Here is a 20,473-nt window from a genome sequence, read left to right on the forward strand (position 1 = left end):
TGTCTGCGATGTACAACGGTTGAAATGTTCGATTAGGGGAAATCAATACCTGTAGTCCAGCGTCACCATTAAGTTGCGTGGTGCGCCATAACCTACAGTGTCAAAATCTCCTTTCTCCAACGCGTACTTCTTGTCGAGCACGTTGTTGACGTTGACTGCCGCGGTGATCTGCTTCGTGATGGAGTAGCGCCCCAACAGGGATACCAGCGCATAAGAACCTTGTTCACCACCCAACGAACTGGTGCCTGTGTTGGGTGCCTGGTAGAAGCGGCTTTGCCATTTGACGCCTCCGCCCAGCGTCAATTTGTTCCACTCTCCCGGCAACTGGTAGGTGCTGAAAAGCTGGGCAGTGGTGCGCGGTATTTGCGAATTCAAGCGGACGCCATCGCCATCTTGTGCCGTGAAATGGGCGATGCCTGAATAGATGTTCCAGCCACGCGCCAGCTCGCCCTGCAAGTCCAGCTCGATCCCGCGCGACTTCGTCCCATCCGAACCCATATAGGCTTGGGCACCACTTGGCGTATAGGTTCCTGCGACCATCTGTGCAGCGTTGTCCAGCTCGGTATGGAACAAGGCCACCGACGCATTCAGACGCCCATCCAGGTAAGCGCCTTTAAGCCCGACTTCCTTGGTTTTTCCCTTTGTCGGCGTGAGCACGTTGCCCTTGCTGTCGCGATAGTCGGTTTGCGGATTGAATATGCCCGTGTAGCTCACGTAGGCCGAATAGGTCTTATCGATGTCGTAGATCAAACCAGCGTACGGGGTGAATTCACTGCTCTTCTTGTAGTGCAACGACGAGCCGCCGACGGCGTCGTCGATTTCGTAGTTGCTGAAGCGGCCGCCGACAATGAGTTTCAGAGGCTCGGCCAGCGAGAACCGGGCTGCGCTATAGACACCGCTCTGTTTGATCAGGGTGCGAGTCGGTATCGAAGCCATGGCATCGAAGTTGGGGCGGGGAAAGGCCGGGCTCAGTTGATAGACATTGACCGGCGTGAAGGCTGCATAGAACGGAGCGATAGCGTCCTGACTGGCGGTGCGGCGCGAACTCGTCGCCCCCACCACCAAATCATGCTGGCGGCCAAGCAGTTCGAAGGGGCCGCTCGCCATCACATCGAAGGTGTTTTGACGGCTGCGACCTTCGGAAGCCAGTGCCACCGGAAGAGCCCCGTTGGGAAAGGAGCCCAGTCCCGTGGCGCGATCGGGGCGGCCGACCAGGCCGAGCAGTTCGGCATCGAATTCCGTGCGGTATTGATTAGCGACAGCCCGGAGATTCCAGCCGTTGTCAAAGCGGTGCTCGATCTCGGCAAACGCCGTCTTGAGCGTGTTGTCCCAATGGCTCCATTTCTGCGCATAGTTCTTGGAGCGTGAATACTCCGCCTGCGTGCCGTCGCTGAACCATAGCGGCATGCCTCCCCAGGTGGAGCCCTTCGGCGTGCTGTCCTGGTAGTCATAGCCCAGGCTCACCGTCGTGTCTGATGTCAGATCTGCCTCAATGATGCCGTAGAACGCCTTTCTCTGGGGCTTGTACCCATCAATGTACGAGTTTCCTTCCTGGGACGTCCCGACCATGCGGGCGCGGATACGGCCATCCTCGGTCAACGGAGTCGATACGTCGGCCATTTCCCGGTGGGTGTCCCAGCTCCCCGCACCGAGCGAGGCGGACGCCGAGAATTCGCGGGTCGGCCGTTTGCGCACCAGGTTGATGGCGGCCGAGGGATTGCCGGTGCCGGTCAGCAAGCCGGAGGCGCCGCGCACGACCTCGACACGATCGTAGAACGCGGTATCGAGGGAGCCGATGCCGCTCCCGTTGACAATGTCGCCGACGACAGTGGGTATGCCGTCGTACTGAACGTTGTTGATCAAGAAACCACGCGAATAGAAACTCGTCCGTTCGCTGTCTGATTGGTACGACGAGACGCCCGTGGTGTTATCCAGCACGCCCTGCACCGAGTTCAATTGCTGGTCGTCCATGCGTTGGCGGGTGATCACCGTCACCGACTGCGGTGTTTCCCGCAGCGACAGCGGCAGGTGCGTCGCCACCGACGTCTGGCCCGTAGTGTAGGAACCAGTACCTTCGGTGGTCGCCGTATCCACAGGGCCCGTTACGGTGATGGCCGGCAAGGCTATCTCCTCTTGAGGCTTTCCACCGGTCTTGGTCTGAATCTGCCCTGGCTCGGCCGCGAATGCGCCCTGCGCACTAATGAGAACTGCCGCCGCAACTGCCGAGCCCAGCACGGTGCGGGGCGCGCTCCTGATTTCGCTCTTGTACGGCCGATCCAAATGAGGATAGCCAGTGGGCTGTGCGCGCTTATCAATTGGCCAACGGAACTTCCCAACAGTTACGATGATGAACATCAACAATACTCATTTGTATTTGGATGTTACATTTAACAATAGAGACCGCTGGGAGTGATGGCGAAACTAGGCCAGATTGTTATTCAGTTAGGCCAATTGTGATGTTATGCAGGTGCCCGGATGGTTTTCGTCGAAGACCTGGCGTTGCACGAACATTTGCAGCTGCTGGTATTCGAGAAAGGCTTTGCTCTCGACGAGGAACCAGCCTTCACCAACATCACAACGTTGCGAAATGTCAGCAACTTCGCAAGGAAGGACTACAGGCGACGGTGGGCGGCCGCTGGTCCCGAACCAAGATAATCGGATGCATCAGGGGGATATTTCATTGGGGAGGATGATACCGGGCACGGAAGCGAGCTCTGCGCCGCTGATGCGATCCGATAGGTATCGTGCCGGAGGTTTGCCCATGGCCTTGCGGAACATAGTTATGAAACCGCTGGCGTTTTCGTACCCCAGCTCTAATGCTACCGTTTGCACGCTTTCGCCCTTCGTCAAACGTTGAAGTGCAAGGATCACATGCAGCTGCCGACGCCAGCCCCCAAAGCTCATTCCAATTTCATGCAGCAAAAGACGGCTCATGCTTCGCTCGCTCATGCCAATTCGAGTAGCCCAATCGGCCTTCGAGGTCTTGTCCGTGGGGTCGGCCAGCATCATTTCCACGAGGCGGCGCAATCGGGGATCACGCGGCATGGGCAGATGCAAGTCTTCCACCGGTGCCGCCACCAACTCATCGAGCAACGCGGCAATCAAACGGTCTTCTCGTCCACCCTGCGCGTATAACTCAGGAAACCCGGCCACCGTCAGTAGCAACTCGCGTAGTAATGGCGACACCGAAATCGTGCAACAGTTTTTCGGAAGGTCCGGTGCTGCGTCTGGCTCAACGAACAGGCAATAGCATTCCGTTTCACCCGCCCCCCGCGCCGCGTGTGGCAAATCTCCCGGTATCCATACGGCGCACTGCGGCGGCACGATCCAGACACCGTCTTCAATTTCGCAGTTGAGAATACCGCGTAGGGAGTAGATCAGCTGCGCTTTGCGGTGCTGATGCCTCGCGTTTTCCCAGTCCTTTGTCACCGATGTGGCACCTAACGCCACAACGGGGCGCGAGACGCTGTCGACGTCCCAAGGCACCGTTAGATCGGAGATTGCGATGCTAGACATGTTGTCTCGTAGAGCCTCGGATGGAAGATGAGGCTTTGGCCTAATCGGAAAATACTATGACCAACTTGCTCAATAACGTCTAGCCATTCCTTACGCCCGAGGCCTGGCTACTCCAGGAGGGGAGAGGCCAATTTTCTTGGCGACGGACAACCCGTTCCAAGGTCCTCGCGCGCTGGATCTTGTTCCACCAATGTTTGGGTCAAATAGCGGGCTCCAGCGGCAAATTCAACCTGAGCACCATCGAATGACTCAAGTAGTACGTTCACGAGGCCTGGATCAGGCCCAGCGACAGGAACGATCTATTGAAAGTACTTGGACATTGACTGCTTCTGGCCGATTCTGTTGAAAAAGTCGGATTTGCAGATCGGCTGAACTCACGCACGATCTCCACCGGAGAACCTACTCACCACATCGAGTGGTTTTCTGGCCCTTTGTTGAGCTTTGCAGCTCGGTTATTGGGTTGGTTTGAGGGTTTTTGCTTTGTGCAGACGCACCTATCCCGTAACCGGTGGCCCTTGAGAGGTAAATTTGGCCAGACGTCGTAGGTTCTGCACCGCGGCCGCCAGCGTGAACTCATCGGTCGCGCCACTCATGCCACGTAGTCGCAAGCGATCCAGTTTCAGGATGCGCTTGAGGTGGGCAAACAACATTTCGACCTTCTTACGTTCGTGGCGAGAGCGCACGTACGCAGGTGTCGTTGCGATTCGCCGAGCCACATCGCGCGCGGCTTCATGGACGCTGCGGGCGATCTTGCGGAACGCAGTGTTCGGGCAGCACTTGGCTTTCATCGGACAGGCAACGCAGTCGGTCTGCCTGGATCGGAAGATAATGGTGTTGGCTTTGGTGACGTGCGAACGCTCGTTCTTGAAGGCTCGCCATTCGCTACGTAATGCATTGCCAGCCGGGCAGCAGTATTCCTCAGCCTCTTCATTCCAGTGGAAATCGTTGCTCGAAAAACTGTCGTTCTTGCGTTCGGTTTTGTCCCACACCGGCACATGTGGCTCGATGTCCTTTTCCTCCAACATCCAGGCCAGCATCGACGCGGTACCGTAACCCGGGCAGGCGAATCAAGCTGTACGCCTTTCCGTCGGTTCCCGGCTCGAGCACGCCCCGTTGCAGCAGCTCCTTGTTCACCGCACTGATATTCATGCCCTTGAAGATTTCAGCCCTCCAGGCTTCCGGCAGCACGTAGTAGGTGTTGGTGGTGTGCAGTGCGTCCCCCATGCCGTGTTCCAGGGTCTTGCGAAAGCCCAGCCGATCAATCGTGCGTGGGCCGTGTTCATCGATTTTTGCGGCAGCAGATTCCCAGCGGGTAAAGCGGCTTTCTCCAAACCGCTCAATGACCTGTCTCAGCCGCGCCAAAATCGCATCACCCTCGAAATTTCCGGCGCCGCCATGCTCGGCCAGCCACGCATGCAGACACACGCGCGCGGCGGTCGTGGCTGTGCCGTCAGGCCAGCCGGTGACGCCGAAAGCGGTGGCCAACTCTCCGGCCGCTGCTGCGAGGCCAAAGCGAAGGGCTGCACGCTGGGCCTGTCCACTGGCCGATGCGGGTAGGTTTTGTGTGATGAACTGCTCCACCGTGCGGCGAACGATCACCGACCATCTGAGCATTTCTCCAGGCGCGCACAGTGCGTGCAGGAAGGCGGTGAGGGGTGTGCCGTAGTATTTGGCTACACGGACCTTGAGCGCATCGGAGAGGGCAGCAGCGTCCTCAAAACCGTTCAGCTCATCGAACATGCCGAGGCCTTTGCTCTTGTCAGCTGGCAGGGCGAGCATGCGAACTTCCATACCGGCTTTCAGCTCTTTGTTGACGTCTGCCATGTGCTGCGCCAACGTCTTCTCGCCCGTAGAGAGAAACAGCAAGCGCCACGCCTGCACGTAAGCGGGGTTTGTGCACGACTTTCCTCTTCCTAACGCCCGCAACCCTCCAGACTGGCCGCCGGAAATCTCTCGCCACAGATACTAACTTTCATCTCCAGGCGCTCCTGAGCTACTTTTTCTCCGTCGCTTCCAACCCAGCGACCGGACTTGAGAATCCGAGAAACAATAGGCGCATAGGCGCCACCATCCATTAGACTGTTGGCGCTTTTTTGTGCCCGCATGTCTGTGTCATGGTGGCTATGCGTGGGAGACCTTCGGGTCTGCCGGGTTCCTATTGTCCCGGTTTCTCAGCCCGCGCATAGCTGCCACCCATTCGCATGAGAAACGAACGTGGTAGCTCTCTACATTAGGAGCTTGAGCAATGAGCGTTTCTGATAGGTCGTACCCTCGCAATCCCACAACCCACACCTCCGCCCACTTGGGAGGTGCCCAATGATCAACCCACCTCTCAACAAAAACCTCGGCGTCATCACCTTCTCCAACTGCGGCAAACAGCCCAGCCTCCACCACCTATTCCGCGTCAATTCCGGCGTACCCATTCGCGATGCCCTTGAGCATGCCTCCGAGCTTCTCCATTGTTCAAAAATGCTGGCATTGGATGCAGCCATGGACAAAGGCGCAGATCGCTATGCCTGGGCGGCGCATTATTTGGGGGAGATGGCGAAGGCGGTGGTGGATGATTTGGCGAATGGGATGTTGCCGAATAGGGTGGCGGAGGAGGGGGATTCGGTTGAGGTATAGGCAGGTGGTTTGACGGTGTTGGGGCTGCCGCAATCGCAGGCAAGCCAGCTCCCACATTTGGACTGTGTTTCAGGTTGGAAGTGGGCGGTGGGGGATGAATCCGCTGGTGCCACTTTTCTACAGGCGAAAAAAAAGACCTTGAATTTCAAGGTCTTTTTTTAAGATGGTGCCCCGAGGGAGACTCGAACTCCCACTCCTTTCGAAAACGGATTTTGAATCCGCCGCGTCTACCAATTCCGCCATCAGGGCTCAATGGCGGCGAAGTATAGAGAGGTGATTACCGTTGGTCAATCACGTTTCATGGTCAATTTTGACTATTTCCGCTAGACTTCCCGGCCCTGCTAGACGAACCCCATCATGCGCGTTGCTGACTTTACTTTTGAGCTCCCTGATTCGCTGATCGCTCGCCACCCTTTGGCCGAGCGTCGCGCCAGTCGACTGCTGACCCTGGACGGGGTGAGCGGTGCCCTCGCACACCGTCAATTCACTGATTTGCTTGAGCATTTGCGCCCAGGCGACTTGATGGTGTTCAACAATACCCGGGTGATTCCGGCGCGGCTGTTTGGCCAGAAAGCCTCTGGCGGCAAGCTGGAAATCCTGGTGGAGCGGGTGCTGGACAGCCATCGCGTGCTGGCCCATGTGCGCTCCAGCAAGTCGCCGAAACCGGGCTCTTCCATCCTCATTGACGGCGGTGGCGAAGCCGAGATGGTGGCGCGCCATGATGCGCTGTTCGAGCTCAAGTTCGCCGAAGAGGTGTTGCCGCTGCTGGAGCGTGTCGGCCATATGCCGTTGCCTCCTTATATAGACCGCCCCGACGAGGACTCGGACCGCGAGCGCTATCAGACGGTGTACTCCCAACGCCTGGGCGCCGTTGCCGCGCCGACGGCCGGGTTGCATTTCGACCAGCCGCTGCTGGATGCGATTGCGGCCAAGGGCGTCGAGACCGCCTATGTGACCCTGCACGTGGGGGCCGGGACGTTTCAGCCGGTGCGTGTGGATAACATCGAAGACCACCATATGCACAGCGAATGGCTGGAAGTCAGCCAGGACGTCGTGGATGCCGTGGCTGCGTGCAAGGCGCGTGGCGGGCGGGTGATCGCGGTCGGCACCACCAGCGTGCGCTCCCTGGAGAGTGCGGCGCGTGATGGCGTGCTCAAGCCGTTCAGCGGCGATACCGATATCTTTATCTACCCAGGTCGGCCGTTCCATGTGGTCGATTGCCTGGTCACCAACTTCCATTTGCCGGAATCCACGCTGTTGATGCTGGTGTCGGCATTTGCCGGTTACCCCGAGACCATGGCCGCTTATCAAGCCGCCATCGACAATGGGTACCGTTTTTTCAGCTACGGTGATGCGATGTTTATCACCCGTAACCCGGCGCCACGCGGCCCAGAGGAACAACTATGAGTCGTATGTCGTTTGAATTGCTCGCCACCGACGGTAAAGCCCGTCGTGGTCGCCTGACTTTCCCGCGCGGCACCGTCGAGACCCCGGCCTTCATGCCCGTGGGCACCTACGGCACCGTCAAGGGCATGCTGCCGCGTGACATCGTCGCCACCGGCGCCGAGATCATCCTCGGCAACACCTTCCACCTGTGGCTGCGCCCGGGCACGGAAGTGATCAAGAAGCACGGCGACCTGCATGACTTCATGAAGTGGCAGGGCCCGATCCTGACCGACTCGGGTGGTTTCCAGGTGTTTAGCCTGGGCGCCATGCGCAAGATCAAGGAAGAGGGCGTGACCTTCGCCTCGCCGGTTGACGGTTCCAAAGTGTTCATGGGCCCGGAAGAGTCGATGCAGGTGCAGCGCGACCTGGGTTCCGACATCGTGATGATTTTCGACGAGTGCACGCCGTACCCGGCAGACGAAGATGTCGCGCGGATTTCCATGGAGTTGTCGCTGCGTTGGGCCCAGCGCTCGAAGAACGCCCATGGCGACAATACGGCGGCGCTGTTCGGGATCGTCCAGGGCGGCATGCATGAAAGCCTGCGCAAGCGCTCGCTGGAAGGCCTCGACAAGATCGGCTTTGACGGCCTGGCCATCGGCGGTCTGTCGGTGGGCGAGCCCAAGCACGAGATGATCAAGGTGCTGGATTACCTGCCGGGCCTGATGCCCGCTGACAAACCTCGTTACCTTATGGGCGTTGGCAAACCGGAAGATCTCGTAGAGGGTGTGCGCCGCGGTGTGGACATGTTCGATTGCGTGATGCCAACCCGTAATGCCCGCAATGGGCATCTGTTCATCGATACAGGCGTGCTGAAGATCCGTAACGCGTTCCATCGCCATGATGATTCGCCGCTGGATCCCACCTGTGACTGCTACACCTGCCAGAACTTCTCCCGTGCTTATCTGCACCATCTGGACAAGTGCGGGGAAATGCTGGGTAGCATGTTGAATACCATCCACAATTTGCGTCACTACCAAGTCCTGATGGCTGGTTTGCGCGAGGCTATTCAACAGGGTACATTGGCCGCCTTCGTCGATGCCTTCTATGCCAAGCGCGGGCTCCCTGTGCCGCCCTTGGACTGAGTTTTCCGACCCTAAGATTCACTATTTGCAACTGGAGTGCTAAATGAGCTTTTTTATCTCTAACGCCATGGCTGATGCCGCTGCGCCTGCCGCTGCCGGTCCTATGGGCGGTGGTTTCGAGTGGATTTTCCTGGTCGGCTTCCTGGTCATCTTCTACCTGATGATCTGGCGTCCACAGGCCAAGCGCGCCAAAGAGCAGAAAAACCTGCTCGGCAGCCTGCAAAAAGGCGACGAAGTGGTGACCACTGGCGGCATCGCCGGCAAGATCACCAAGGTTTCCGATGCTTTCGTGGTCCTGGAAGTTTCCGACACCGTAGAAATGAAGTTCCAGAAGGGCGCCATCGCCGCCACGCTGCCAAAAGGCACGCTCAAAGCGATCTGAGTAACAACCTTTACCAATCGACGGGGCGCGCAAGGCGCCCCGCGTTATAAGCGGGCGGCGTGATGCTGAACAAATACCCTCTGTGGAAATACGTACTGATCCTGGCGGTGCTGGCGATCGGTTTTATTTATTCCGCTCCCAATCTCTATCCTGATGACCCGGCGATCCAGATCACTGGCGCCAGCACTTCGCTGCAGGTCAATCAGGCTGATCTGGAACGCGCGAGCAAAGCGCTCAACGACGCGGGTATCCAGGTCAAGGCGGCAACGTTGGCAGCTGGTGCGAAAGGCGGTTTGCTGCGCCTGACCAAGGCAGAAGACCAATTGCCGGCCAAGGATGTCGTGCGCAAGGCCATGGGTGACGACTATGTGGTCGCGCTCAACCTGGCACAGACCACGCCACAATGGCTGCGCAGCATTGGCGCGCACCCGATGAAGCTGGGCCTGGACTTGTCCGGTGGCGTGCACTTCCTGCTGGAAGTCGACATGGACAAAGCCCTCGACGCGCGCCTGAAAGTCTACGAAGGCGATGTGAAGAGCCTGCTGCGCAAAGAGAAGTTGCGTTATCGCAGCCTGCCGCAGATCAACGGCGCCATCCAGCTGGGCTTCTCTGACGAAGCATCCCGCGAACAGGCCCGTGCGCTGGTGCGCAAGAACTTCAACGATTTCGATATCGTACCGGCCGACCTCAATGGTCAGCCTGTACTGCGTCTGGCGATGACGCCAGCCAAGATCGCGGAAATCCGTGAGTACTCCATCAAGCAGAACTTGACCACGGTGCGTAACCGGGTCAACGAACTGGGTGTGGCCGAGCCGATCGTTCAGCGCCAGGGCGCCAACCGCATCGTGGTTGAGCTGCCAGGTGTACAGGACACGGCTGAAGCCAAGCGTATCCTGGGCAAGACCGCCAACCTGGAATTCCGTCTGGCGGCTGAGCCGGGTGCTACCCGCGCCACGGCCGAAGAGTTCGAATTCCGCGAAGGTAACCGTCCTCCTGCATTGATCGAGCGTGGCTTGATCATCACCGGTGACCAGGTCACCGATGCCAAGGCCGGTTTCGATTCGCAGCACGGTACGCCTGAAGTGAACATCCGCCTGGATGGCCATGGCGGCGACCTGATGAGCCGCGCCACGCGCAGCAACGTCGGTCGCAGCATGGCGGTGATCTTCATCGAGCAGCGCCCGGTCACCACTTACACCAAGCAAATGGTCGACGGCGTCGAGAAAGACGTACCGGTCCAGACCTTCAAGGAAGAGAAGAAGATCATCAGCCTGGCGACCATCCAGTCGCCACTGGGTGCTCAATTCCGTATCACCGGCCTGAACGGCCAGGGTGAATCGTCTGAGCTGGCCCTGTTGCTGCGTGCCGGTGGCCTGGCGGCGCCGATGTACTTCGCTGAAGAGCGTACCATCGGCCCGAGCCTGGGTGCCGACAACATCACCAAGGGTATCGATGCAGCCTTGTGGGGCATGCTGTTCGTGTCGCTGTTCATCATCGCCATCTATCGCTTCTTCGGCATCATCGCCACCGTGGCCCTGGCGGGCAACATGGTGATGCTGCTGGCCCTGATGTCGCTGCTGGGCGCTACACTGACCCTGCCAGGTATCGCCGGTATCGTACTCACCATGGGTATGGCGGTAGACGCCAACGTACTGATCTTCTCGCGGATCCGTGAAGAGATCGCGGCAGGCATGACCGTACAGCGTGCAATCAACGAAGGCTTCGGCCGGGCATTTACGGCGATTCTCGACTCCAACCTGACCACGTTGCTGGTCGGCGGGATTCTCTTTGCCATGGGCACCGGCCCGGTCAAAGGTTTTGCGGTGACCATGTCCCTCGGTATCTTTACCTCGATGTTCACGGCCATCATGGTGACCCGCGCAATGGTCAACCTGATCTTTGGCGGGCGTGACTTCAAGAAGTTGTGGATTTAAGGGGCTGCCATGTTACGTACAATCAACTTCATGGGCGTTCGCAACGTTGCGTTCGGCGTCACCGTGCTCCTTACCGTTCTGGCGTTGTTCAGCTGGTTCCATAAGGGCCTGAACTACGGTCTGGACTTTACCGGCGGTACGCTCATCGAGCTGACCTACGAGAAGCCTGCCGACGTTACCCTGGTGCGCAACGAGCTGGTCAAGGCCGGCTATCACGAAGCCGTCGTGCAGAGCTTCGGTGCGACCACCGACCTGCTGGTGCGCATGCCGGGCGAAGACCCGCAACTGGGTCACCAGGTGGCGGAGGCCTTGCAGAAGGTCGGCGGCGACAACCCGGCATCGGTCAAGCGCGTCGAGTTCGTCGGCCCGCAAGTCGGTGAAGAACTGCGCGACCAGGGCGGCCTCGGCATGCTGATGGCGCTGGTCGGCATCATGATCTACCTGGCGTTCCGCTTTCAGTGGAAGTTCGGTGTCGGCGCGATTGTGTCGCTGATCCACGACGTGATCGTGACCGTGGGTATTCTGGCGTACTTCCAGGTGACCTTCGACCTGACCGTACTGGCGGCTGTGCTGGCTATCATCGGTTACTCGCTCAACGACACCATCGTGGTATTCGACCGGGTTCGTGAGAACTTCCGCGTACTGCGCAAGGCGTCGCTGATCGAGAACATCAACGTCTCCACCACCCAGACCCTGCTGCGCACCATGGCGACGTCGATCTCCACGCTGCTGGCGATTGCGGCGCTGATGATCTTCGGTGGCGACAACCTGTGGGGCTTCTCCCTGGCGCTGTTCATCGGCGTACTGGCGGGTACCTATTCCTCGATCTACATCGCCAACGTGGTGCTGATCTGGCTGAACCTCAACAGCGAAGACCTGATCCCTCCGGCCAGCACTGGCAAGGAGGTCGACGACCGTCCTTGATGGGCGCTTGTTGATCTGCTGTTACAAAGAAGGCACGAGTATTGAACTCGTGCCTTTTTTTTTGCTCCAAGGCTGGGTATAGCGCGGATCTTTCGATCCGTTTGTGATGGTCAGGAGGTTCACGTGAACAAGTCGTTACTGGTTGGTGCGGTATTGGGTGCTGTCGGTGTGACTGCCGGGGGTGCTGTTGCCACCTACAGCCTGGTAAAAAGCGGCCCTGAGTATGCGCAAGTGCTGGCAGTGCAGCCGGTGAAAACCCAGATAAAAACCCCGCGCGAGGTCTGCAAGGACGTCGCCGTGACCCGGCAGAAGCCGGTGCAGGATCAGCATCAGATCGTCGGCACTGTGGTAGGTGCACTGGCCGGTGGCCTGCTCGGCAACCAGGTCGGTGGCGGTAATGGCAAGAAGCTGGCTACGGTAGCCGGTGCGGTGGGTGGCGGTTACGCCGGTAACAAGGTTCAGGAAGGTATGCAGAACCGCGATACCTACACCACCACGCAAACCCGCTGTAACACCGTCAACGACATCAGCGACAAGGTGGTCGGCTATGACGTGCGTTACAACCTGGATGGCAAGGAAGGCACCGTGCGTATGGATCGTGATCCAGGTGGCCAGATCCCGGTCGACAAAGAAGGTCGTCTGATCCTGGGTCAGAATCAGCAATAATCCCAGGCATAAAAAAAGCACCCCTTGGGGTGCTTTTTTTGTGCTCGCTCGCTTAACGCTTCAGCGAAGCCGGCAGGTGCGGCTGGATCGCCGTCAGTACTGCCTTGAAGCATTTGGTGTTGCCGGCAACCACGTGGCCTTTTTCAAGGAAGTCGTGGCCACCGGTGAAGTCGCTCACCAAGCCGCCTGCTTCCTGGATCAGCAGGGCACCCGCAGCCATGTCCCACTCGGACAGGCCCGACTCCCAGAACGCATCAAAACGACCGGCGGCCACATAAGCCAGGTCCAGGCTTGCTGCGCCAGCGCGGCGAATACCAGCGGTCTGGCCAACCAGGGCGCGGAACATGCCCAGGTAGTTTTCCAGGTTGTCCATCTGGTCGTCACGGAACGGGAAGCCGGTACCCAGCAGGGCGCCGTCCAGACTGGTGCGGCCGCTGACGCGCAGGCGACGACCGTTCAACTGGGCGCCACGGCCACGGCTGGCGGTGAATTCTTCCTGGCGGACTGGGTCGAGTACAACGGCGTGTTCCAGGCGGCCACGGTATTTGCACGCGATGCTCACGGCAAAGTGTGGGATGCCGCGCAGGAAGTTGGTGGTGCCATCCAGTGGGTCGATGATCCACAGGTAGTCTTCGCCTTCACCGCTGCCTTTGTGCAGGCCGGTTTCTTCACCGAGGATGCCGTGGGTAGGGTAGGCCTTGCGCAGGGCGTCGATGATTTTCTGTTCGGCGGCGCGATCAACCTCGGATACGTAATCCTTGGCGTCTTTTTCGTCGACCTTGATGGTATCCAGGCGCTCGATGGAGCGGAAGATCAATTCACTGGCGCTGCGGGCGGCGCGCAGCGCGATATTCAGCATGGGCTGCATGGATGTGTCACCTAAGGTTGTTAAAGAAAGCCGAGCATTCTAGCAGAAACTTTCTTCAGGTGAAGGACGACGTTAGCTTTCATGGCATAACCTTAGGCTGTTCTGTAAGATTTGCTCCCCTTTCCCGTGTCCGAGAGCGCCTCCCTTGCTGCAAAACATTCGTGTCGTCCTGGTCAATACCAGTCATCCCGGCAACATCGGCGGGGTGGCGCGAGCCATGAAAAACATGGGGCTGACGCGCCTGGTGCTGGTCGACCCGCGCGTGTTCCCGCATCACGAGGCCGATGCCCGTGCATCCGGCGCCAATGACCTGCTTGAAAAAGCCCAGGTCGTCGCCACCTTGGAAGACGCCTTGGTCGGCTGCAACCTGGTGCTTGGCACCAGCGCCCGTGACCGTCGCATCCCCTGGCCACTGCTGGATCCGCGTGAGTGCGGCACCAAGGTGGTGGAAGAGGCCGCTGGTGGTGCTGAAATCGCCTTGGTGTTTGGTCGTGAAGACTCCGGCCTGACCAATGAAGAGCTGCAGCGATGTCATTACCACGTGCACATCCCATCAGACCCCGAGTTCAGCTCGCTGAACCTCGGGGCAGCGGTGCAGGTGTTGACTTACGAAGTGCGCATGGCCTGGCTGGCCGCTGCTGGCCAGCCGAGCAAGGTAGAGAAGGACGAGGTTGCCTCGACCAAAAGCGGCGAACTGGCCACTATGGACGAGCTGGAACGGTTTTATGAGCACCTGGAGCAAACCCTGGTGGCCATCGAATTCCTCGATCCGGAAAAACCACGGCACTTGATGGCGCGCCTGCGTCGCCTTTACGGACGCAGCTCGGTCAGCCGGGCGGAAATGAATATATTGCGTGGCATCCTCACGGAAACCCAGAAAGCGGCCCGTGGCGAGCTTCTTAAGCGGAAGGATTAAAAATGTTCGAGCGTCTGCGAGAAGATATCCAGAGTGTTTTCCACCGTGACCCGGCGGCGCGCAACGCCTTTGAAGTGCTGACCTGCTACCCGGGCATGCACGCCATCTGGATTCACCGCTTGTCCGGTGCCCTGTGGGGCATGGGCTGGAAATGGCTGGCGCGGCTGGTGTCGAACTTCGGTCGTTGGTTGACCGGGATCGAGATTCACCCGGGCGCCAAAGTCGGGCGCCGTTTCTTTATCGACCATGGCATGGGCATCGTGATTGGCGAGACCGCCGAAATTGGTGATGACGTCACCCTTTATCAGGGCGTGACCCTGGGCGGCACCAGTTGGAACAAAGGCAAGCGCCACCCGACGCTGGGTGATGGCGTGGTGGTAGGGGCGGGCGCCAAGGTGCTCGGTCCGTTCACTGTCGGGGCGGGCGCCAAGGTCGGTTCCAATGCTGTCGTGACCAAGGCCGTACCGCCGGGAGCGACCGTAGTCGGTATTCCAGGCCGGATCATCGTCAAGCCGGAAGTCGGCGATGAGCAGGAGGCCAAGCGCAAGGCCATGGCCGAGAAGATCGGTTTCGATGCTTATGGTGTCAGCGAGGACATGCCGGACCCGGTGGCGCGTGCTATCGGCCAGTTGCTCGACCATCTGCAGGCGGTTGACGGCAAGTTGGAGGGTATGTGCGGTGCGCTGAAGGATCTGGGCAGCCCTTACTGTGCGAAAGATCTGCCTGAGTTGCGCGAAGAAGACTTCGCCGAGATCAAGGACGAGGCTGCGTCCAAGGCCGGCTGAGACCTTTCTGTGGGAGGGGGCTTGCCCCCGATAACAATGTGTCATTCACCACTTTCGTGGCTGGTACACCGCTATCGGGAGCAAGCCCCCTCTCACATTTTGGTCTCCGTTGATCCAGCGATCTCCATCCGCCCCTGTTCTCGCTGTTCGTCGTCGACCCATCCTGCTATGATTCGCGCGCCCTTTTTACGGGTAATCCTGACTAAAGTACTAGGTCTTATAGTTGACTTAAATACTCGGGAATCGCATACTTGCTCCCATTCTGAAACACCTTGGTACTTGTCCATGAGACTGACTACAAAAGGCCGATACGCGGTGACCGCCATGCTCGACTTGGCTTTGCACGCGCAAACTGGGCCGGTGTCCCTGGCCGATATCTCTGAGCGCCAAGGCATTTCCCTGTCCTACCTCGAGCAACTGTTCGCCAAATTGCGTCGCAGCAACCTGGTTTCCAGTGTGCGTGGGCCGGGTGGTGGCTATCAGTTGTCCCGCGACATGCAGGGCATTCAGGTCGCCCAGGTGATCGACGCGGTCAACGAATCCGTCGACGCCACCAAATGCCAGGGGCTGGGTGATTGCCACGCCGGCGACACCTGCCTCACGCACCACTTGTGGTGTGACTTGAGCCTGCAGATCCATGAGTTTTTGAGTGGTATCAGCTTGGCTGATCTTGTGACTCGCCGTGAGGTGCAAGAAGTAGCCCAGCGTCAGGACCAGCGCCGTTGCAACACCAAGGCGCCGCGTCTGGACAAGATCGAAGCGTCCGCCGTCGAGTGACAGCCGAAGAGCTAACGGCGCGCCAGCCAGCCTGATTTAGGAGAAAGTCCATGAAATTGCCGATTTACCTTGATTACTCAGCGACCACCCCGGTTGATCCGCGTGTCGCGCAAAAGATGAGCGAATGCCTGCTGGTTGACGGAAACTTCGGCAACCCGGCCTCCCGTTCCCACGTGTTCGGCTGGAAGGCCGAGGAAGCGGTCGAGAACGCTCGTCGCCAAGTGGCTGACCTGGTGGGTGCAGACCCGCGTGAAATCGTCTGGACCTCCGGTGCCACCGAGTCCGACAACCTGGCTATCAAGGGCGCGGCGCATTTCTACGCGACCAAAGGCAAGCACCTGATCACCACCAAGATTGAGCACAAGGCTGTCCTCGACACCATGCGCCAACTGGAGCGTGAAGGTTTCGAGGTCACCTACCTCGAGCCGACCACCGACGGTATCGTCACCCCGGCCATGATCGAAGCCGCGCTGCGTGAAGACACCATCCTGGTTTCCGTGATCCACGTGAACAACGAAATCGGCACCATCAACGACATCGCGGCCATCGGCGAGCTGACCCGTTCCAAGGGCATCCTGCTGCACGTCGACGCTGCACAGTCCACCGGCAAGGTCGACATCGACCTGTCGAAACTGAAAGTCGACCTGATGTCGTTCTCGGCCCACAAGACCTACGGCCCCAAAGGCATCGGCGCCCTGTACGTGAGCCGCAAGCCACGTGTGCGCATCGAAGCCACCATGCACGGCGGCGGTCACGAGCGCGGCATGCGTTCGGGCACCCTGGCGACCCACCAGATCGTCGGCATGGGCGAAGCCTTCCGCGTGGCCAAGGAAGACATGGCTGCCGAAAACGTGCGCATCAAAGCGCTGAGCGACCGCTTCTACAAGCAGGTCGAAGGCCTTGAAGAGCTGTACATCAACGGCAGCATGACCGCCCGCGTACCGCACAACCTGAATTTGAGCTTCAACTACGTCGAAGGCGAGTCGCTGATCATGGCGCTCAAGGACCTGGCGGTTTCGTCCGGTTCGGCCTGCACTTCCGCGTCCCTTGAGCCTTCGTACGTACTGCGCGCCCTGGGCCGCAACGACGAACTGGCACACAGCTCGATCCGCTTTACGTTCGGCCGCTTCACCACCGAAGAGCAAGTCGACTACGCCGCGCAGAAAGTCTGCGAGGCCGTCAACAAGCTGCGCGTCCTGTCGCCGCTGTGGGACATGTACAAAGACGGTGTCGATATTTCCAAGATCGAGTGGGCGGCACACTAACTATAGAAGCCGCCACCCCAGCTCTGTAGGAACGTGGCGGAAAACGCAGGCGTTTCTACAGGGTTCCAGAGCGGCCCTGATGAGTGAGGATTCAGTACCATGGCTTACAGCGAAAAGGTCATCGACCACTACGAAAACCCGCGCAACGTCGGCAAGATGGATGCGGAAGATCCTGATGTCGGCACCGGCATGGTCGGCGCTCCGGCGTGCGGCGATGTGATGCGCCTGCAGATCAAGGTCAACGACGCTGGCGTTATCGAAGACGCCAAGTTCAAGACCTACGGTTGCGGTTCGGCTATCGCCTCCAGCTCCCTGGCGACCGAATGGATGAAAGGCAAGACCCTGGATGAGGCTGTCACTATCAGCAACACCCAGCTGGCCGAAGAACTGGCCCTGCCGCCCGTGAAAATCCACTGCTCGGTACTCGCAGAAGACGCCATCAAGGCGGCCGTTCGCGACTACAAGCAGAAGAAAGGCTTGATCTAAGCATTTGGCGACGAGTAAGGAGTCAACGATGGCTATCAGCATGACAGAAGCGGCTGCGCAGCACATTCGCCGCTCCCTGAATGGGCGCGGTAAAGGTGAGGGGATTCGTCTGGGTGTTCGCACCACGGGCTGTTCCGGCCTTGCCTACGTGCTGGAGTTTGTCGACGAGGTGGTTGCGGAAGACCAGGTGTTCGAAAGTCACGGCGAGAAAGTGATTATCGACCCCAAGAGCCTGACCTACCTGGACGGCACCGAACTCGATTTCGTCAAGGAAGGGTTGAACGAAGGCTTCAAGTTCAACAACCCCAACGTACGCGGTGAATGTGGCTGCGGCGAAAGCTTCAACATCTGAGGCTATTCGTGGGTACTCCTTGTCATTTCGCTTTATTCGAGCTGCAGCCGAGCTTTCGGCTTGACCTTGAGCAGCTTGCCACGCGCTACCGAGAACTGGCGCGTGGCGTGCACCCGGACCGCTTCGCTGACGCTTCCGAGCGTGAGCAGCGCCTGGCGCTGGAGCAATCGGCCAGCCTCAACGAAGCCTATCAGACGCTCAAAAGCCCCCCGAAACGCGCGCGCTACCTGCTCGCGATGAACGGTGGCGAGTTGCCGCTGGAAGTGACCGTGCATGATCCGGACTTCCTGATGCAGCAGATGCAGTGGCGCGAAGAACTCGAAGACTTGCAGGACGAGGCCGATCTGGCTGGTGTTGCAGTCTTCAAGCGTCGTCTGAAAACCGCCCAGGATGAGCTCAACGAAAGCTTCGCAGCCTGTTGGGATGATGCAGCGCAACGTGAGCAGGCCGAACGCCTGATGCGGCGCATGCAGTTCCTCGACAAGCTCACCTACGAAGTGCGCCAGCTAGAAGAGCGCCTCGACGATTAACCCCGTGTGCTGCCCGTGATGCACGCCTGATAGACAGATAAGACCTGATTACCATGGCCCTACTGCAAATCGCCGAACCCGGCCAAAGCCCTCAACCGCACCAGCGTCGCCTGGCGGTCGGGATTGACCTGGGCACCACCAATTCCCTGGTTGCTGCCTTGCGCAGCGGCCTGTCCGAGCCGCTGCCGGACGCTGATGGCCAGGTGATCCTGCCCTCTGCCGTGCGCTATCACGTTGATCGTACCGAAGTGGGTGAGTCGGCCAAGCTGGCGGCGTCTTCCGACCCTTTGAATACCGTACTGTCGGTCAAGCGCTTGATGGGTCGTGGTCTGTCCGACGTCAAGCAATTGGGCGACCAGTTGCCGTACCGCTTTGTCGGTGGCGAATCCCATATGCCGTTCATCGACACCGTCCAAGGCCCGAAAAGCCCTGTGGAAGTGTCGGCCGATATCCTCAAGGTACTGCGTCAGCGCGCGGAAAAGACCCTGGGCGGCGAACTGGTCGGCGCGGTGATCACCGTTCCCGCTTATTTCGATGATGCCCAGCGCCAAGCTACCAAGGATGCGGCCAAACTTGCCGGCCTGAACGTGCTGCGCCTGCTCAATGAGCCGACCGCTGCAGCCGTGGCCTATGGCCTGGACCAGCATGCCGAAGGCCTGGTTGCCATTTACGACCTGGGCGGTGGCACCTTTGATATATCGATTTTGCGCCTGACCGGTGGCGTCTTCGAAGTGCTGGCCACTGGTGGCGACAGCGCCCTGGGCGGCGACGACTTCGACCACGCCATTGCGGGTTGGATCATCGCCAGCGCCGGCTTGTCTGCCGACCTGGACCCGGGCGCGCAGCGCAACCTGCTGCAGACCGCTTGCGCGGCCAAGGAAGCGCTGACCAATGCGGCAAGCGTTGAAGTTTCCTACGGCACTTGGTCAGCTCAGCTGACGCGCGAAGCCTTCGATGCGCTGATCGAGCCTATGGTCGCCCGCAGCCTGAAAGCCTGCCGCCGTGCCGTACGTGATTCCGGTATCGAACTGGAGGACGTGGGTGCAGTGGTCATGGTCGGTGGTTCCACCCGCGTACCACGCGTGCGTGAAGCCGTCGCCGAAGCCTTTGGCCGCCAGCCGCTGACTGAAATCGATCCGGACCAGGTGGTCGCCATCGGCGCCGCGATCCAGGCAGACACCCTGGCCGGTAATAAGCGCGATGGTGGCGAACTGCTGCTGCTCGACGTGATCCCGCTGTCCCTGGGGCTGGAAACCATGGGGGGGCTGATGGAGAAGGTGATACCACGCAACACCACCATCCCCGTCGCCCGTGCCCAGGATTTCACCACTTACAAAGATGGCCAGACGGCCATGATGATCCATGTGCTGCAAGGCGAGCGCGAGCTGATCAGTGACTGCCGCTCCCTGGCGCGCTTCGAATTGCGCGGCATTCCGGCGATGGTGGCTGGCGCGGCAAAGATTCGCGTGACCTTCCAGGTCGACGCCGACGGCCTGCTCAACGTCGCTGCGCGTGAGTTGGGTTCGGGTGTTGAAGCCAGCATCCAGGTCAAGCCGTCCTACGGCCTGACCGACGGCGAAATCGCCAAGATGCTCAAGGACTCGTTCCAGTATGCCGGTGACGACAAGGTCGCTCGCGTGCTGCGCGAGCAACAAGTGGATGCCCAGCGCCTGCTCGAAGCGGTGCAGGGTGCCCTTGATGCCGACGGCGAGCGCCTGCTGGATGCCGAAGAGCGCATGGTCATTGACCTGCAGATGCAGGAACTGGCCGAGCTGATGAAAGGCAACGATGGCTACGCTATCGAGCAACAGACCAAGCGCCTGTCGCAAGTGACAGATGCCTTTGCCGCCCGCCGCATGGATCAGACGGTGAAAGCCGCACTGGCCGGGCGCAACCTGAATGAAATCGAGGAATAATCA

19 protein-coding genes, 1 tRNA gene and 2 pseudogenes are annotated in these 20,473 nt (G+C 59.4%); 16 read left to right on the top strand and 6 right to left on the bottom strand.

All coding sequences use genetic code 11. The features are described from left to right. Nucleotides 1-42: 42 nt before the first annotated feature. Nucleotides 43-2,355, bottom strand: a complete 2,313-nt coding sequence (locus BM110_RS17000; RefSeq protein ID WP_256575437.1) for a TonB-dependent siderophore receptor — start codon at nucleotides 2,353-2,355, stop codon at nucleotides 43-45. 120 nt (nucleotides 2,356-2,475) lie between these two features. Between BM110_RS17000 and BM110_RS17005 the strand changes: the two genes are divergently transcribed. After that, nucleotides 2,476-2,655: a hypothetical protein gene (locus BM110_RS17005; RefSeq protein WP_092249236.1), complete on the top strand. Its 180-nt coding sequence runs from the start codon at nucleotides 2,476-2,478 to the stop codon at nucleotides 2,653-2,655. A gap of 9 nt (nucleotides 2,656-2,664) precedes the next feature. Here BM110_RS17005 and BM110_RS17010 read toward each other — a convergent pair whose 3' ends face one another. The 3 genes and pseudogenes from BM110_RS17010 to BM110_RS17020 form a co-directional block, all read right to left on the bottom strand. Continuing rightward, on the bottom strand, nucleotides 2,665-3,516 hold the full coding sequence (locus BM110_RS17010) for an AraC family transcriptional regulator (RefSeq protein WP_092249233.1): 852 nt from the start codon (nucleotides 3,514-3,516) through the stop codon (nucleotides 2,665-2,667). A 494-nt stretch (nucleotides 3,517-4,010) separates the two neighbouring features. Beyond that, a pseudogene (locus tag BM110_RS17015) lies at nucleotides 4,011-4,568 on the bottom strand (transposase); the annotation flags it as partial. Then, nucleotides 4,567-5,448: pseudogene (locus BM110_RS17020) on the bottom strand (DNA/RNA helicase, superfamily II protein); the annotation flags it as partial. The pseudogenes BM110_RS17020 and BM110_RS17015, both read right to left, overlap by 2 nt. 384 nt (nucleotides 5,449-5,832) lie before the next feature. Between BM110_RS17020 and BM110_RS17025 the strand changes: the two are divergent. Further along, complete coding sequence (locus BM110_RS17025) at nucleotides 5,833-6,141, top strand: DUF3077 domain-containing protein (protein WP_093513875.1); 309 nt, start codon at nucleotides 5,833-5,835, stop codon at nucleotides 6,139-6,141. Between the two features lie 164 nt (nucleotides 6,142-6,305). Here the strand turns inward: BM110_RS17025 and BM110_RS17030 are convergent. After that, nucleotides 6,306-6,390, bottom strand: a tRNA-Leu gene (locus BM110_RS17030). A 108-nt stretch (nucleotides 6,391-6,498) separates the two neighbouring features. Between BM110_RS17030 and queA the strand changes: the two genes are divergently transcribed. The 6 genes from queA (at nucleotide 6,499) to BM110_RS17060 (ending at nucleotide 12,575) form a co-directional block, all read left to right on the top strand. Further along, nucleotides 6,499-7,548, top strand: coding sequence for a tRNA preQ1(34) S-adenosylmethionine ribosyltransferase-isomerase QueA (gene queA / locus BM110_RS17035; RefSeq protein WP_071489241.1), 1,050 nt, complete (start codon nucleotides 6,499-6,501; stop codon nucleotides 7,546-7,548). A 5-nt stretch (nucleotides 7,549-7,553) separates the two neighbouring features. Then, complete coding sequence (gene tgt / locus BM110_RS17040) at nucleotides 7,554-8,669, top strand: tRNA guanosine(34) transglycosylase Tgt (protein WP_003175976.1); 1,116 nt, start codon at nucleotides 7,554-7,556, stop codon at nucleotides 8,667-8,669. A 43-nt stretch (nucleotides 8,670-8,712) separates the two neighbouring features. Further along, entirely contained in the window at nucleotides 8,713-9,051 is a 339-nt protein-coding gene (gene yajC / locus BM110_RS17045; RefSeq protein ID WP_003175975.1) for a preprotein translocase subunit YajC, read from the top strand. A gap of 62 nt (nucleotides 9,052-9,113) precedes the next feature. Then, nucleotides 9,114-10,985, top strand: a complete 1,872-nt coding sequence (gene secD / locus BM110_RS17050) for a protein translocase subunit SecD (RefSeq protein WP_071489243.1) — start codon at nucleotides 9,114-9,116, stop codon at nucleotides 10,983-10,985. 9 nt (nucleotides 10,986-10,994) lie between these two features. After that, nucleotides 10,995-11,909, top strand: a complete 915-nt coding sequence (gene secF, locus BM110_RS17055; protein ID WP_071489244.1) for a protein translocase subunit SecF — start codon at nucleotides 10,995-10,997, stop codon at nucleotides 11,907-11,909. A gap of 123 nt (nucleotides 11,910-12,032) precedes the next feature. Then, nucleotides 12,033-12,575 carry a glycine zipper 2TM domain-containing protein gene (locus tag BM110_RS17060; protein WP_092249227.1) on the top strand — a complete coding sequence of 181 codons (543 nt, stop codon included), beginning with the start codon at nucleotides 12,033-12,035 and terminating at the stop codon, nucleotides 12,573-12,575. A gap of 52 nt (nucleotides 12,576-12,627) precedes the next feature. Here the strand turns inward: BM110_RS17060 and suhB are convergent, their stop codons facing one another. Then, on the bottom strand, nucleotides 12,628-13,443 hold the full coding sequence (gene suhB / locus BM110_RS17065) for a type III secretion system regulator SuhB (protein ID WP_003175971.1): 816 nt from the start codon (nucleotides 13,441-13,443) through the stop codon (nucleotides 12,628-12,630). A gap of 145 nt (nucleotides 13,444-13,588) precedes the next feature. On the opposite strand from suhB, the gene trmJ reads away from it, so the two are divergent. The 8 genes from trmJ to hscA all read left to right on the top strand — a co-directional run bounded on the left by trmJ (nucleotide 13,589) and on the right by hscA (nucleotide 20,470). After that, on the top strand, nucleotides 13,589-14,359 hold the full coding sequence (trmJ, locus tag BM110_RS17070; protein ID WP_092249224.1) for a tRNA (cytosine(32)/uridine(32)-2'-O)-methyltransferase TrmJ: 771 nt from the start codon (nucleotides 13,589-13,591) through the stop codon (nucleotides 14,357-14,359). Between the two features lie 2 nt (nucleotides 14,360-14,361). Continuing rightward, on the top strand, nucleotides 14,362-15,144 hold the full coding sequence (gene cysE / locus BM110_RS17075) for a serine O-acetyltransferase (RefSeq protein ID WP_093128400.1): 783 nt from the start codon (nucleotides 14,362-14,364) through the stop codon (nucleotides 15,142-15,144). Nucleotides 15,145-15,429: 285 nt separating this feature from the next. After that, a complete protein-coding gene (iscR, locus tag BM110_RS17080) occupies nucleotides 15,430-15,921 on the top strand; it encodes a Fe-S cluster assembly transcriptional regulator IscR (protein WP_003194020.1) in 492 nt (163 codons plus the stop codon). A 50-nt stretch (nucleotides 15,922-15,971) separates the two neighbouring features. Continuing rightward, entirely contained in the window at nucleotides 15,972-17,186 is a 1,215-nt protein-coding gene (locus BM110_RS17085) for an IscS subfamily cysteine desulfurase (RefSeq protein WP_058423378.1), read from the top strand. Nucleotides 17,187-17,285: 99 nt separating this feature from the next. Beyond that, on the top strand, nucleotides 17,286-17,672 hold the full coding sequence (gene iscU / locus BM110_RS17090; RefSeq protein WP_028617851.1) for a Fe-S cluster assembly scaffold IscU: 387 nt from the start codon (nucleotides 17,286-17,288) through the stop codon (nucleotides 17,670-17,672). Between the two features lie 28 nt (nucleotides 17,673-17,700). Beyond that, entirely contained in the window at nucleotides 17,701-18,024 is a 324-nt protein-coding gene (gene iscA, locus BM110_RS17095) for an iron-sulfur cluster assembly protein IscA (protein WP_003175963.1), read from the top strand. An 8-nt stretch (nucleotides 18,025-18,032) separates the two neighbouring features. Beyond that, on the top strand, nucleotides 18,033-18,554 hold the full coding sequence (hscB, locus tag BM110_RS17100) for a co-chaperone HscB (protein ID WP_028617850.1): 522 nt from the start codon (nucleotides 18,033-18,035) through the stop codon (nucleotides 18,552-18,554). Between the two features lie 53 nt (nucleotides 18,555-18,607). Further along, the gene (hscA, locus tag BM110_RS17105; RefSeq protein WP_092249218.1) at nucleotides 18,608-20,470 is read left to right on the top strand and encodes a Fe-S protein assembly chaperone HscA; all 1,863 of its coding nucleotides are present in this window, start codon (nucleotides 18,608-18,610) and stop codon (nucleotides 20,468-20,470) included. The last annotated feature ends 3 nt before the right edge of the window (nucleotides 20,471-20,473 follow it).

Origin of the sequence: Pseudomonas sp. NFPP28 (genome assembly GCF_900115535.1) — a bacterium.
Taxonomy (GTDB): domain Bacteria; phylum Pseudomonadota; class Gammaproteobacteria; order Pseudomonadales; family Pseudomonadaceae; genus Aquipseudomonas; species Aquipseudomonas extremorientalis.